At 36.8% G+C, this 14,755-nt stretch carries 13 protein-coding genes; 4 read left to right on the forward strand and 9 right to left on the reverse strand.

What is annotated here, in order from left to right; genetic code table 11:
- The first annotated feature begins 67 nt into the window (after positions 1 to 67).
- The gene (locus M902_RS04155; RefSeq protein ID WP_021265712.1) at positions 68 to 991 is read left to right on the forward strand and encodes an aldo/keto reductase; all 924 of its coding nucleotides are present in this window, start codon (positions 68 to 70) and stop codon (positions 989 to 991) included.
- A complete protein-coding gene (locus tag M902_RS04160) occupies positions 981 to 1,802 on the forward strand; it encodes a glycosyltransferase (protein WP_021266465.1) in 822 nt (273 codons plus the stop codon). Before M902_RS04155 ends, M902_RS04160 begins: the two co-directional genes overlap by 11 nt.
- On the opposite strand, the gene M902_RS04165 is transcribed toward M902_RS04160, so the two are convergent.
- Positions 1,787 to 2,908, reverse strand: a complete 1,122-nt coding sequence (locus tag M902_RS04165; RefSeq protein ID WP_021266351.1) for a saccharopine dehydrogenase — start codon at positions 2,906 to 2,908, stop codon at positions 1,787 to 1,789. The genes M902_RS04160 and M902_RS04165 overlap by 16 nt on opposite strands.
- A 171-nt stretch (positions 2,909 to 3,079) precedes the next feature.
- Between M902_RS04165 and M902_RS04170 the strand changes: the two genes are divergently transcribed.
- Positions 3,080 to 4,048 (forward strand): histone deacetylase family protein, encoded by a 969-nt coding sequence (locus M902_RS04170; RefSeq protein ID WP_021266308.1) that lies wholly within the window; start codon positions 3,080 to 3,082, stop codon positions 4,046 to 4,048.
- Here M902_RS04170 and M902_RS04175 read toward each other — a convergent pair.
- The 6 genes from M902_RS04175 to M902_RS04200 form a co-directional block, all read right to left on the reverse strand.
- Positions 4,038 to 5,414: an HAD-IG family 5'-nucleotidase gene (locus M902_RS04175; RefSeq protein WP_021266178.1), complete on the reverse strand. Its 1,377-nt coding sequence runs from the start codon at positions 5,412 to 5,414 to the stop codon at positions 4,038 to 4,040. The genes M902_RS04170 and M902_RS04175 overlap by 11 nt on opposite strands.
- Before the next feature lie 140 nt (positions 5,415 to 5,554).
- The gene (locus M902_RS04180) at positions 5,555 to 7,501 is read right to left on the reverse strand and encodes a bifunctional 2',3'-cyclic-nucleotide 2'-phosphodiesterase/3'-nucleotidase (protein WP_021265989.1); all 1,947 of its coding nucleotides are present in this window, start codon (positions 7,499 to 7,501) and stop codon (positions 5,555 to 5,557) included.
- An 8-nt stretch (positions 7,502 to 7,509) separates the two neighbouring features.
- A complete protein-coding gene (locus M902_RS04185; RefSeq protein ID WP_021266110.1) occupies positions 7,510 to 7,926 on the reverse strand; it encodes a hypothetical protein in 417 nt (138 codons plus the stop codon).
- Positions 7,927 to 7,936: 10 nt separating this feature from the next.
- Positions 7,937 to 8,638, reverse strand: a complete 702-nt coding sequence (locus M902_RS04190; RefSeq protein WP_021265944.1) for a phosphorylase family protein — start codon at positions 8,636 to 8,638, stop codon at positions 7,937 to 7,939.
- A 66-nt stretch (positions 8,639 to 8,704) separates the two neighbouring features.
- On the reverse strand, positions 8,705 to 9,466 hold the full coding sequence (locus tag M902_RS04195) for a glutathione S-transferase C-terminal domain-containing protein (protein WP_021266460.1): 762 nt from the start codon (positions 9,464 to 9,466) through the stop codon (positions 8,705 to 8,707).
- Positions 9,467 to 9,516: 50 nt separating this feature from the next.
- Positions 9,517 to 10,416: a DMT family transporter gene (locus tag M902_RS04200; protein ID WP_040313869.1), complete on the reverse strand. Its 900-nt coding sequence runs from the start codon at positions 10,414 to 10,416 to the stop codon at positions 9,517 to 9,519.
- A 149-nt stretch (positions 10,417 to 10,565) separates the two neighbouring features.
- Here M902_RS04200 and M902_RS04205 point away from each other — a divergent pair, with 149 nt between their 5' ends.
- Positions 10,566 to 10,928, forward strand: a complete 363-nt coding sequence (locus M902_RS04205; RefSeq protein WP_021266403.1) for a c-type cytochrome — start codon at positions 10,566 to 10,568, stop codon at positions 10,926 to 10,928.
- A 38-nt stretch (positions 10,929 to 10,966) separates the two neighbouring features.
- On the opposite strand, the gene M902_RS04210 is transcribed toward M902_RS04205, so the two are convergent.
- Together M902_RS04210 and M902_RS04215 are read right to left on the reverse strand one after the other, a co-directional pair.
- Positions 10,967 to 11,563, reverse strand: coding sequence for a hypothetical protein (locus tag M902_RS04210; RefSeq protein WP_021266063.1), 597 nt, complete (start codon positions 11,561 to 11,563; stop codon positions 10,967 to 10,969).
- Between the two features lie 146 nt (positions 11,564 to 11,709).
- Entirely contained in the window at positions 11,710 to 14,751 is a 3,042-nt protein-coding gene (locus M902_RS04215) for an efflux RND transporter permease subunit (protein WP_021266086.1), read from the reverse strand.
- Positions 14,752 to 14,755: the final 4 nt, after the last annotated feature.

Raw genomic sequence — 14,755 nt, forward strand, 5'->3', positions numbered from 1 at the left:
AGATAACGCTTATCTTGTCGGTGCGTCAAGTCTTTACGCATTTAGGCGAAATAGATATTCATGACTTATGAAAATATTAGATCAATTTGGACAATTTGCATTTGGTGGCGCCAGCATCTCAGGAGAGGGCGCAGGTTATGGATTTGGTGATATTAGTAAAGAGGATTCAATTAGTCTTCTTCAGTACGCCTTTGATCGTGGAGTTAAGATCTTCGATACTGCACCTATTTACGGTTTTGGTGAGAGTGAAAAGAGAATTGGTGAAGCATTTAAGAATAACCGTGAAAAAGTTTTTATTGTCTCTAAGTCTGGTGTGACTTGGCATGAGAATAAACGCGTGGATATGACTAATGATCCAGTTGTCACTAAAAAAATGATTGAGCAGTCTCTTAGGGACTTAAATACAGACTATATTGATCTGTATATGGTTCACTGGCCTGATGAAAAAGTGGATATTAGAAAAACACTTGAGGTCATTGCGAAGGCCAAGCATGAAGGGAAAATTAAGCATATTGGATTATGTAATACAACACCTGAAGAGTTTAAGTTAGCTTCTGAAATTGATAAGATCGAAGTGATTCAATCTCAATTTAACTTCTTTGAACAAGACGTAAAAAATGACATCTTTCCAATTGTAAAAAGTGAAGACATAAGCTTCATGAGTTGGGGAACACTTGATAAGGGGATTCTTACTGGAAGAGTGACAAAAGATCGTAAGTTTGACAAAAGTGATTGCCGCTCATGGGCACCATGGTGGAAGGCCATGGATAAAGACAGTCGCTATGATATTGTTGCAAGAATGCAGCCGGCACTTGAAGAGCATGGGCTTAGCGGATTAGACTTTGCAATTCATTTTAATCTTTCTCATGATGAGCTAAGTACTATTCTTTGTGGTGCTAGAAATCATGATCAGCTAGATGGAGTTCTAAATTCTCTTGAAAAAAAGGTAACCAAAGAGATGCTGGAAGGTATCATTAATAGTGTTAGTTAGTGTCATCATTCCTACATACAATCGGGCCAATTTCTTGGCCCGTGCAATTGACTCTGTTTTAAAACAAAGTTTTCAAAGTTTTGAGCTGATCATTGTTGATGATGGCTCTAGTGATAATACAAAAGCTATCGTCGATTCTTTTTCAGATGAGCGTCTTAAATATATCTTTCAAGAAAATCGGGGAGTCTCTGCAGCTCGTAACCTTGGCGTCATCCAATCATCTGGAAGCTATATTGCATTTCTTGACTCAGATGATGAGTGGAGAGAGAATAAACTTCAACATCAGCTAAATCTACTAGAAAGCTCTAAGCTACGTCTGTGCCATACAGGAGAGCATTGGCTAAGAGATGGTGAGGTTGTAAAACAAAGGAAAGCTCATCAGAAAGTTGGAGGGGATATGTTTATTCGCTCATTAAAAAACTGTGTGATCTCACCATCAAGTGTCTTAATGGAGCGTAGCTTATTTGAAGAGATGGGTGGCTTTAATGAAGATTTTGTTGTTTGTGAAGACTACGACCTTTGGCTTAAGATAACGTCTCTATATGAGATTGGTTTCATAGTTGAGGACCTTGTTATTAAGCATGCTGGACATGATGATCAATTGTCATTTAAATTCTTTGCGATGGACTACTGGAGAGTTAAGGCCATGGCCTGGACCAAGGCAAATCGCCAGCTTTCGCAAGAAAGAATAGAAGCGCTATCACAGCTTTGTTTAAAGAAGTGCCAATACCTTATTAAAGGGTATGAGAAATACGAGAATTATGAAAATTACGATGAAGTGAGAGCGATCGAAAATTACATCAGTAATTGAGGCCCATCGACTAATCTCTTTTCTAAACCTAGTTCAATTGTTTTTTGATAGAAAGTTTCTAGAGCATTCTCCCATGGAGAGCCTTCAATATCACCATTAAGTAAATCAATTAGATAAGGTAGTAGTTGCTCAACATACTCCTCTGTACTTTCTCTTGGAAGAAGTGAAGGTAAGTGGTCAATGGCCGTAACTTCGAGAAGTTGATTTAATTTTTCAACTTTGAAAGTCGGTTTATCGATCGTTGTAATATCTGGATATATAGGAAGTGGATTACATGGCCCAGTAGGATCACAGCTAACATCAGAAATTACAGAAAGATTTCTTTCATTCATTAGTATATCTAAATTTAGAAATGGCTCTGCTGGTTTTTTATTTAATGTACAATTAACGAGTATATCGTAGTCAAGAATCTGCTTTATTGGCCTAGCGACTTTCGTATCGGCCCTTCCCCAGCCGGCCATCTCGACTCCAACAGCATCTAGAAGCTCTTTTGCTCCACGTCCGCAACGTCCTTTAATTCCAATGACTAGAACTCTTGGTCTTGAGCCAAGTTCGTCAAGTTCTTTACATAATTCGTTTATAAGATCATGCTGAGATGAATACGAGCGAAGTGGTGCACATTCATTAAAATCAGTTCCTTGTTGCTGGCAGATCCAGTTCTTAAGTCCCAGAGCTGCTCCAACAAAACCGGCCCACTTTCCAAAGGCAGCAATTCTTTTTCCATTGCTATCAGTGAGGTATTCAAGGTCGTATAGCTTTCCATCTCCTTGAATGAAACGGTCAAGCATTTCTTTTGAGCCTACTTGATTTTTATAAACGTGAGCAAAGTGAATATGACGGTGAGTTAGAGGAAAGTCGTGAGTATCAAGCTCTTTTAGTCCAAGGATAAAAGCATTTGCTGGTGCGAAGTTTATCCATGAATTTGTAGGCATCATCTTAAGTCCAACGGCCTCAAATTCTTCGTCTTTAAAGATACGGTTTGGTGAGCGTTCAATAATTACTTCATGACCAAGCTCCTTTAGTTTTAAGGCCGCTTGAGGTGTTAGAGCACTACGCTGCTCAAATGGTTTAGTTTCATGGCGAAGCCAGATCGTCCTATTTGTCATGAAATTTAATCTCCCAAATAAATCATATACTTATAGCAGAGCTAATAGATTACTATAGCAAAGGGCCTTGTCTCATTCTTAAATTTGTAAGATTTACAGGCGATTTTAAGGTATAACTATATAATATTAGGATAATCAAGCAAGCTAAGTTTCATTAATAAAGGAATGATTATGAAATACCATCTAGAAAAAAGTCGACTCTATTACATGGAAGAGTCCCTTGGAAGCTATACTGATTACGGTATTGGTGTTCCTTTAAAAGATGAAAGAGTGACAAAAATTTTAAAAGAATTTAAGAATTCTCCTTTTCTTGAGAGAAGAAGATTAACTCATTTTTTCTTAAGCGACCTTGCTCTTGTTCATGAACGTGATTTCTGTGCACGTACAAAGCTTGATCCCACTGGACTTGTCCTTGAAGCCTATGAGCTTATTAATGATGATGGAAGTTACCATCGTTATGAACCAACGGCCGCAACAAAACCATTAAGTGATTTCGTCAATCGTGCTCTTTCTCATTGTGAAGGAACATTTCTTGCTGCTTGTAACGCTCTTGAATCTGGTTTTTCGTATCACTTAGGTGGAGGCATGCACCATGCAAAGAGTGATGGGCCAGGTGGCTTTTGTATGTTTAATGATATTGTAATTGCTATTAGAAAGCTTCAAAAAGAAAAAGGTTTAGGGAAGTGCCTTGTTGTGGATATGGATGCACACAAAGGTGATGGAACGGCACAAATTGTGGCCAATGATGAATCAATAGACTGTGTCTCAATTCATATGAAAGATGGTTGGCCTCTTGATAATCCTGACAAAACAAACTCTAGCTATATTCCAAGTACTCTTGATATTCCGGTAACACCCGAAGATAACTACCTAGAGAAGCTTAAGCAGATAGGAATCTTTGTTAAAGATGATTATGATCTTTGTATTGTCGTTCAAGGTGCGGATGTTTATGAAAAAGATATATTGGAAAGCGCGAAGGGAATTCAGTTAACTTTAGAAGAATGCCTTGAAAGAGATAATTATATGTATGAATTACTTGAGTCGAAAGGCATCCCCCAAGCATGGGTTATGGCCGGGGGATACGGTGATGAAGTCTACCGAGTCTTTCAACAATTTGTACAATCTAAATTTAAAGCATAGTTGAATCTTCGTGGGCCAAGATTCTCTTCTTTGGCCTAAAGTAAGTACGTGGAGTGTACTCTAGAAGATCCGTGATCTTTGCCATATAGAAACATGCATACTTCTCAACTTGATCAGCAAAGCGTGATTCTTCAAGACCTGCTCTCATCATCTCTCCCCAATGAGGATTAAAGAATCGACGGTAAGTTTCCAGGTGTTGTGAAATCTTTGAGTTAATTTTATCAATCTCACCAAAGATCTTACCTATATCTTCTTTATTATATTTTTCAGGGTCTTCATGTTTGAGAAGTTCAAGCTTATTTAATTCGTGCTCTAGTTTTTCTTTTTGTACCATCTCTGCATCAATAAGAGCTTGTGTCGGAGTTGACTGTCTGATTGCTTCAATCTCTGCTTCAAGTGGGTCTAGAATTAGTGCTGTTCTCCAGTTAAATGTTTTCTTTAATGTTAGAACGTCGCCGTAAATATGGTCTCCAAGATAAAGGATTTCTTCACCTTCAAGGCCTAGGTCTTTTTGTAGTTTACCGGCCCATCCACCTTGGTAAACCTTGTTTTGTTCAAGTGTCCCTTCGGCGTTTGTCATAAGACCTGTATCCGTTTGGATTTCTAGAAACATATTGCTTACGTTAAAAAATCTTGGCTTACACGCAAGACAGATTGAAATATCAAATAGGTCAGTCCAAGTCTCGTGTTCTTTTAAGAATGGATTAATTGTGTATTCCATTAATCTCTTCGTCCATGTCCATTCACTATTTGTAATAAGAATTAGCTTCTTTCCAAAACGCTTAAATCTCTCAAGAAGTTTTGCTACTTCTGGATCTTTGATAATGAAGTCTTCAAGATGCTCTTCAACATATCCCTTAAGAGAGTTGTCAGAGTGAGCGATATCAATAACTTCTTTGATATCATGAGAGAGTGTTTCGTAATCAGGAAGCTTCATTCCTTGGTCTTTTAGATCAACAAGATTTGCAAACATTGCTCCATTTGAAATAGAGAAGTTTGTATCCAATGATTGATACTGATCAGAGTTTAGATCAATGATACTATTTCCGTAGATTTCATTTTGATCGTGAAAGTCCATTGGCTTTGTACCGTGCTTGGCAATCTTCACTTTTCCGTAGCGATTTGTTTGTAGAATATTTCCACGAAGACGATCGATAATTAAACCTTGAATAACTTGGTTAAAATCAAATTTTAATTCTGTTACTTCTTTTGGATAATTTTTTACATCCACTAACTTTTTAAGTACTAATTCAAAAACAAATTTTTCGAATGCTTCTGTTTTATAGCGAACTAATGTGTAGTCCATATCAAAGCCAATGGCCTTGATCTTTTTCATATTCAATGTTCTATTGACGTATACTGACATATAAAATCCTTTTAAATCGTTTGAGAATTTAATCCTCGGACCGTAGATTTTATCTAAACTTTGTGTAAATGTCATATGATTAATACGTTAAGGCGTAAAATCAGCATCTTACGCCTTAGTATACAGAGGAAGCGATGTGTCTAATTGAGGATAATATAGTACTTTGCAAAGCCTTCATCATCTAATTCTTTAATACGATTAAGCTTAAACTTCGAGTTTTCTCTTATGTACCTTGTTGCTTTCTTTGAAGGTGATGTTTCAAAATAAACTTTTAGCTTTTCTGCGTTTGGAACTGGTTTAATTCTCCAGTTTTCATTTGGGCGTGCATCCACAAAGCCTTTCTCATTTGTTTCTTTTCTAATGTAGTTTATAAGAACTTGGCGATTACTATCAGGTGCGGTGAAAACTACATTGGACTTCTTAGCTCCCGGGAATTTTCCACCTGTTGCACGAAAGCTATTTGTAGCAAGAATAAACTCTTGGCCATCACTTACGGCCTTACCTTGATACTTTAGATTCTCGATTCTAAATGAATCCTTGTTTAAAACCTTACAGTTTTCATCGTAGTGACGTCTTTTTGTAATATTGATTTCGTATGTTAGGCCATCAATCATGTCGAAGTTATACGAACGAAAATTACCCCAATTTATAAGTGGCTGGTCTTTACTATACTTAGGATCGATATGAGCGAACATTCCCGCCGAACACTCAAGCCACATCCTCACTTCCTTACCCGTAAGTTTAAGAGCATAGAGCATATTAGGGTAGAGGTATAGGTCTGCGGCATTTCTTAAAGTAAGAACTCCCTTTTCTACAGTTGTATAACCATTAGGGTCATTCTTTCTCCCTCCCGTTTTAAAAGGTGCAACGGCCGATAAGACTGGAAGGCCACTAAGGTTTGCATCACCTTGGATTGCTTTTTTTACATAATCAATTTGTGCATTTGAGATAATTTGAGTAACTGCATCGTCTTGAATTAGTGATAGGAAGCTGTAGAACTTCTCTTTAGAGAATCCGACTTTTTCGCCGGCCAATTTAACTGTTCTTTTGTGGTCATCTTCAATGATTTCAGTTAGCTCTAGATCTGGTTTTACGCTAGTGTCTGACTCTTTGTCATAAATTGAATAAACTGATGATTGGCCATCGATGACATGCCATTTACTTCCATCAAAATTTAGTTTTAAATCTATAATACCAAGATGAGAGCCCCATTTTCCAGGCATAACTGCGGCCACACCATTAATTGTTCCTTTCTTAGCATCAATACCTTGGATACCTTCATAGTCTTTAGAAGGGAATAGGGCATGTGTATGGCCAAAGGCAATGGCATCAATATAAGGCACACGGCTTAAGTAATAAACAGAGTCTTCCGCGTAGAGCTTATATTCGTCTGTGCTAATACCTGAGTGAGGAATTGCAATAATGACGTCAGCACCTTCGTTTTTCATTTTGGCGGTTAATTCTTTTGCGACTTCAACAATATCGCGGGCCACGACTTTTCCTTCAAGGTTGTTCTTATCCCAAATCATGATTTGTGGCGGAACAAAGCCAATATAGCCAATTTTAATCTTGTGAGGAAGGCCTTTGGTGTCCTTCACTTTCTTTTCTAAAATAACGTATTGTTTGAAATAGGCTTGACCTGGTTTACCATTTTCATCTTTATAGACATTGGCATTAATATATGGAAATTTTGCATCTTTAAGAGAGGCCTCAAGAAATTCTAGGCCGTAGTTAAATTCATGGTTTCCGATATTACCAACATCATACTTAAGATGATTCATTAGTTTAAAAGCAGGGTGAACTCCTTCTTTCCCATGCGTGGCCACAAAGTCGGCCATAGGATTGCCCTGAAGGAGATCACCATTATCAATTAAAGTATAATTATCTGCTTGTGCGGCATACTTCTTAATAAGTGTCGCAGTCTTTACAAGTCCAAATCTTTTACTTTCTTCGTTCTTATAATAATCGTAGTCTTTGTAATAACCATGAAGATCAGTGGTTTCAATAACACGAAGTTTTACTTGTGTTTGTTCCTTACAGCCTACAATTACAAAAAGAGACAGTGAAAGTAATAAGATTTTTTTCATATTAATCCCTAGTAATAACGACCTGAAGAGTAAGTAGCGTCAAACATACGTGCTTTTCCATATACTTTTACATTTCCTTTTAGGCCTGCAAATCCGTAAATGCGAGATTCACCAAAAGCTTGAGCATTATCCCAAACAGACGCTTCATCGTATACTTGTGCATTCTCATACACATGAGCATTGCCCCATACTTTTGCATAGTCTGAAATAATTGCGTTTCCTGTGATTTTTGCAAAACCTGTTACCTGGGCCTTATCACAAACTTGTGCATTTTCCCCAATGTAAACATTCTTTGATACATATGCAGTGTCGGCAACGAATCCACCTTGTGTTCCATCGTTATTGATCCAGTATTGACCTTCTTGGCCAGCGCATGGTGCAGCTAAAACAGGAAGAATAAAAAGTATAGCAGCTAGTAGTTTCATAAATCACTCCTTAGATTTTTTCGATTAGCTCAATTAATTTCTTACCTAAATTATCCGATGCTAATCTCAAATTGGCAAAGAACTCTTCCTCTGTTGGATGCTCTCCGTCAACTATGTCTGTCACAGACTTTAAAAAGAGTGTTGGAGTATTAAATTGATCAACTACCCAGCCAATAGCTCCTGCTTCCATATCTTTTAGTACAGCTTGGCTTGCCTCAATTCGTTTCTCATCTTCTGCACTCATATCAAGTGAATTTCCCGTTGAAATAATTGCAGTCTTTAAGTTTAATAGTTTTCCATATTTTTGAGCAATAACGTGAGTTGTCTTATAAACTCCGTAACTTTCATAACCTGGGATTGGGATTCTACGATCATGAAATACAGTCGTATCGACCGTATAGACATCACCAACTTTTGCACCGCGCTTTCTAAAACCGCCAGCAGTTCCAGCATTGATTATCATCTCTGCTCCTAACTCTCTAATTGCTAGAAGTGTAGAGATAACCGCAGGGGAAGTACCAACATTTTGTACCTTGTGGTGCTTACATTCACCACTAATGATAATTGAGATCTTGTGCCCGTGAAACTCTGTTTGATATAACTTCATTGGTAGGTTTGGGTCTAGTTTCTTGTCTTGGTCTGTGATACCTAGTTTCTCAAGAAGAGGTGTTGCTTCTGAGTCCATGGCCATAATGATGGCAATATTCTTCATAATGTCTCCATTTAATAACTATTATCTAATTTTAATAGAAAAAGGTCATAAATAGAAATATTGTATCTACTTTTCTAGGTGTATTGGGTAGATATTATCTTTCGAACGAGTTTGGGCAGCAACTCTTTGAAGCCACCTGATGATACGATGATATTTTTGTTTGATTAAATTCGCAGGAGGTAGTCCAGTGATAAGAATTCGATTTAAATGGCAATAGAGTAGTATATCAATATACTTAATTTCATTTCCAAAAATAAAATTCTTAGTACCGAGTATTTCATCAATATGAGAAATTTGTGAATCAAAATAATCTAGGGCACTTGCTTGGTCTTTATGAAAAATTTCATATTCAGAGATTCGATTGACGATTACCTCCTTGATAGAAGAAATAATATCATCAGCTGACTCATCAATATCTTGTACGAATTTAGCCTGCTTTACTAGTTTCTTTTTCATTGCATTAAGTCCGCTTGTATCTTTATAAGAAAAATAAACGATACTTGCCCATAATGAGTTAATACACCAGTCCTGTAGTAGCTGTACCTGCATTGACTGGTCTCTAGTAAAGATGAAGAGGTCTGATTCTCCACGTAACTCCTTGAAGTGGTTAATACAATTCCTAATGCCTAGGATTTTCTTATCCCCATCGATGATAGCAGGTAGACTACTCAGTTTATTAGGTACACCTTGGATTTGAGAATTAACGTGGACTACTTTTAATTTAAAGTCGATATTTAAAAATGAGAGAATTCTATTGACTGTAGCACAGTACGGAGAAAAAGATTCTACTTCATCATTGCCGGCCCATGATATTAATACTTTATTCATGTGATAACTGTCGGAGGATTATCTTAAAAATTTAACTAAAATTTGATGTCTTATGAAATATCTCTAGCTCTTTTTGGACGCGATAAATGAGTTCCTAAATATATACAAGTTAAGAGGATCGAAGCTCCAACAATTTCAAGTGAAGAGAAAGGTTCATTAAATAAAAAGATACTAAGGGTCTTAGCAATGACCGGTTGAAGTAGAATAATAAGGCCCGAAACAGATAAGGGTGCAGTTTTAAGGCCATAGCTGATTAGAGACCAGCCCACGATTTGGCACAGTACGGCCAATCCAAGTATTGAAGGTAAGTGCTCTGCTCTTAATCCATTGTGGCCGTGTTCAAACTGGGCACTTATTAGTAGAAGGCAGCTTGTCACAAGAGATGAATAAGTAATAATTTCTAAAGGACTAATCTTTGCCTTAAATATTATCAAAGATGTTTTCTTTATCGACGTAGTATAGAGTGAATAGCACAGGCCTGTAATCAGACCAAAGAGAACGCCCCAAAAGAACTCCTCTGATTGGTAAAATTGTACTTGGCCCTTCAGAATGAGAAACACACCAAAGAAGGCGAAGAGGAATACTAATAGCTTTTTTACAGTTATTTTTTCTTTGTAGAGGATTAGGCCGAATAAAAGCAAGTAAAACACTTGGGTATTACCAAGAATTGTCGCCATACCTGCTCCGATTAAGTGAACAGAGCGATGCCAAAAAAATAAGTCCATAGCAAAGCAGAAACCTATGACGGCCGTCATAGTATAGAATCGTTTATCTTTGATATAATTTTTCTTAATAAGAAGTTGGTAAATAAGAAGAATTGATCCTGCAATTCCGCAACGGAGTGCTCCAATCATACTCGGAGAGATATCGCCACTTAAGTTTTTTACAAAAATGGGTGCTAATCCGATGCATATTGTTCCTAGAACGAGGCTTATGACACTTGTGTTCATCTCTTTACTCTCTCTTTTACTTGTCACTACGTGCAAGAGAGTATAGCTCAATTAAAGGCCCTAGGGGTATATTTTCTTTTAAATTTACTGACGATTTGACGATAATTGCATAAAGTATAGCTACGCTATAAATATAAAGGAGATATATTGTGAATTTATTTAAAATCACTGTTGTTGCTGCTTTGCTAAGTGTAAGTGCATACGCTGGTGACGCTGCTAAAGGTAAAGCAATTTACAAAAAAGTTAACTGTGCTCTTTGCCACAATGCTGACGGTATGGGAAAGGCTAAAAATGGTAAGCTTGCGATTGTTAAAGGTCCAAGAATTGCAGGTCTAGATGCTGCTTATATTATTGAGCAAGTGACTGCAATTAAGACTAAGAAGAGAAAGACTAAGAACACATCAATGATGTGGACCAAAGTTCGTGGCCTATCAGATCAAGATATTAAAGATGTTTCAGCGTATGTTTCAACTATGTCTAAAGATAAGTTTAAAGGTATGAATCAAAAATAAAACAAATATTAAGGGCCTCAGATGAGGCCCTTTTTTAATTATTTAATTTCCAAGAATATTCTAAATCCACCGTAATTCTGATCATAAATACCATTAAAATCATTACCTGATATTTCAATAAGACGTTTTAGGCTAAAGTCTAAGCTTGTAATTACATTTTCACCATTTTGATACTGCTCGTACTTTTGTTTTGTTAGTAAGTCTTTTACATTGAAGCTTGCCGTGATTTTTGAGAGATCTTGATTATCAATGATATTGACTTGAGAAAGCTTTTTATAAACTCCATCTTGATAGAAGAGGATATTGGCACCCTTTGTTCTTACTTCCATTTCAAGATTGCGATATGTTTTATAAGTAAATAGATCAAATATATTCTGATCTTTAAAAGCAAAGCCTTTGTCGGTTTCACTACATTGAACCATCTGAATATTAAGTGTTATCTCAATATTATCGCCATTTTGTTGCGAGCTATAATTCTTAATTCGATATGCTTGAAGCTTATTTCTATACAAGTCTTTTTTTGAGTTACAATTTGCCTTGGCCCCATCTGATAACTTTACAACACCCTTTGAAGGTACTGGCATTGCTTGGCAAATTCCTGAACATAGGATTGAAGTAAGGATAATAGATCTCATAGTTTACTCTCTTTTAATTTGAGCTAAATAAATAATGAGAACTTATAACATTTATTGAGGTGAATATGTTCGAACATGAAAGAATTACATACAATGTCTGATTTTGAGTCATAAAGAAGGCCCCTTTATGGGGCCTTCTAAGTGTTTTAAGCTTTTGAATTTAATAGATTAGATAACCATGTCTTTACTCGGTAAATTAGTAAGTGAATCGTTGGTACGAGGGTATAAGTGAAAAATATTGAACCCAGCATCCCTCCAATTAAAACAGCTCCCATGGCCGACTTCATCTTATCGATCATAAATAGCTGGGGCATAGTTCCTGCGATAATAGCAATAGAAGTCATAAGGATTGGCTTAAGTTTTTCTTGTGCTCCCAACCACAGAGCTTCCTTAATTTCAATTCCCTCATCTAGTTTTTGCTGAGTGTATTCAATCATGAGAATGGCATTGTTAACTGCTAGGCCAACAACCATTACAATGGCCATCATGGAACCAATATTTACAGTCTGCTCTGTGTAGAACATCATTAAAAACGACCCTAGGAATGATGTTAGAATTGCTGAACCAATCGATACAGGGAAGACAAATGAGTTAAGAATAGCAACAAGTAGCATATACGTTAAGATAACTGCTAGCATGAAGGCCTTACCCATTTCTTCTTGTGACTCTTTCTGACTTTCTGCTTGCCCGGCAAACATAAACTTTGTCCCTTCTGGAAGTTGTGCCTGATTAAACTTTTGACCTAGGTCTCCCATAATCGCACCAACGACACCTTTTACAACGAAGGCCTTAATTTGAATGATTCTTTCCTTGTCACGTCTTTTTAGTGGTGAAGTTGCTTCAACAACTTGAACCTTACCAAGGCTTGAGATAGGAATTAGTCCATCCTTTCCGTGAATTAGAAATTTATCAAAGTCTGAAATATTTCTTTTAAACTCAGGGGCAAGAGTAACGTTAATGTCATACTCCTCACCATCTTCTTTATAAACAGCATCATCATTCCCGTTTACAAGTGCGCGAATAGTTCCACCAAGGCGTGAACTTGAAAGGTTTTGACGAATAACTTTTTGTGGCTCAGAAACAAATTGAATTTCCATCTTTGGAATTCGATATGAGCTTTCAATAGAACTAAAGTAACCAGAGTCCTTCATGATCTTTTGCATTTTTTCCGATGCGATAACCATATTATCAAAGTCATCACCAGTTACGTTAATCGTGATGTCTCCATCATTACTTGCATTTCGACTACCTCCTGTAAGAGTAATCTCAGCTTCAGGTATATTAGATACTTTAGGAAGTAGGTCATCCATTATCTCTTTATAGTCTCTCTTACGTTTTGTTGCAGACGTTAAGTTAACAGTAATACGAGATCTTTCTTCACCGTCATAACCAATATCCGAAAGAGTTGAGACAACTTCTGGATACTTTCTGATGATCTCATCAACTTGCTTTGTAATTTGAGCAGTTTTTTCAACTGGTGAACCATCTGGCATTAGGATAAACGCCTTAAACTCATCACGGTCAGATTTTGGCAGGAATTCATTCCCAACACGTTTTGCTGGATACACAATTGTAAAGAATAAGGCCATGAGAACAATGATTGAAGTAATTGGCCAATTCATAAATTTATCAAAGAACCAACGGTATTGTTTTGTTACCCATGCAAGAAGGCGATCGACAAGACCAGCAAGCTTAGGAAATGGCCCTTTTAGAGTATCTGGATCTTTAAGAAGAAGGGCACAAAGCATTGGTGTTAATGTAACAGATGCTAAGATAGAGAAGATTGTTGCAAAAACAACTGTCATCCCAAATTGCAGCATGAATTTACCAACGATACCACCCATAAATGCTAGTGGAGTAAATACAACTAGGTTTGTTCCAGAAGAGGCCATTACGGCAAGTAAAACTTCTTTTGTACCGTCAATGGCAGCGGATTGAGAATCCTTTCCCATTTTAAGGTGTTTGTAAACGTTTTCAATAATGATAAGTGCATTGGCAATAAGTGTTCCCAGACATGTACCAAACGCAAGGAGAGTCATAACGTTAATTGAAAACGAAGACATATCCATAAGAAAGAGAGTTGAGATTATCGAAGTTGGAATTACGATACTTGCGATTAAAGCACCTCGCCAGTCTCCTAGAAAAGTTAGAAGAATAGCGATCGTTAAACCAATCCCCATGAAGATCGAGTTAATTGTACCTTTTGTGTCATCAAGAGTAATCCTTGTTGTATCAACAACTAGTTCTAGTTTCATTCCGTCTGGAAGTTCACTTTGAACTGTATCAAGTGATCCTTTTAGGTTCTTAACAATTTTGATGGCATCACCGTCTGAAAGTTTTAAAACAGATAAACCAACAACCTCTTTGTCATTAAAGCGTGCCATTGTTTCAACTTCTTTAAAGCTATCTGAGACATTACCGATTTCTTGAAGCCTGAAAACTTGTCCTTCTCGTGAAACTACTTCTAGATTTCTAATTTCATCAACATTGGCAAACTCACCGACAAAACGGACACTAATCTTTGAGTCTGTCGTATTTATTGAACCACCAGGGATATTTAAGTTCTTTCTTGAAATTGCTGCAAGAACATCTTCAATAGAAAGATAGTTTTGTATGAGAAGGTTATTATCAAGCTCAATATTAATTTCTCTTTCACGTCCTCCAAAGATATCAACAGAGGCAACACCATTAATCGAAGATAGGCGAGACTTAAGCTTTTTATCGGCATATTCATATACTTGAGTTAGGTCATGCTTTGTACTTGAAAGGGCCAGGGTTGCAATCGGTTGAATGAGTGGGTCAAATTTTGCAATAATCGGACGATCGGCTCCATCAGGAAATTCATTTAAAATTGCTTCTACTTTATCTTTTACTTCAATTGACTTGATGTTGGCATCAGCTTCAATATCAAATTCAATAATAACAATTCCAAAACTATCACGGGCATCAGATTTGATTTTCTTAATCTGAGAAACTTCTGAAATTTCATCTTCAATTTTCTTTAGAATTTGAGATTCTATCTCTTCCGGTGAAGCACCAGCGTAGATTGTTTGTACTGTAATAAGAGGGAGCTCTACTTTAGGGGTAGGCTCAATAATTAAATTACCAATTGAAACAAGTCCCATTACCATAAAAATAGCAATGAAAATAATTGTTGTGGCAGGTCGTTTTACAAATATTTCAATCATCTTC

The sequence above is a fragment of the Bacteriovorax sp. BAL6_X genome (assembly GCF_000443995.1).
GTDB lineage: Bacteria > Bdellovibrionota > Bacteriovoracia > Bacteriovoracales > Bacteriovoracaceae > Halobacteriovorax_A.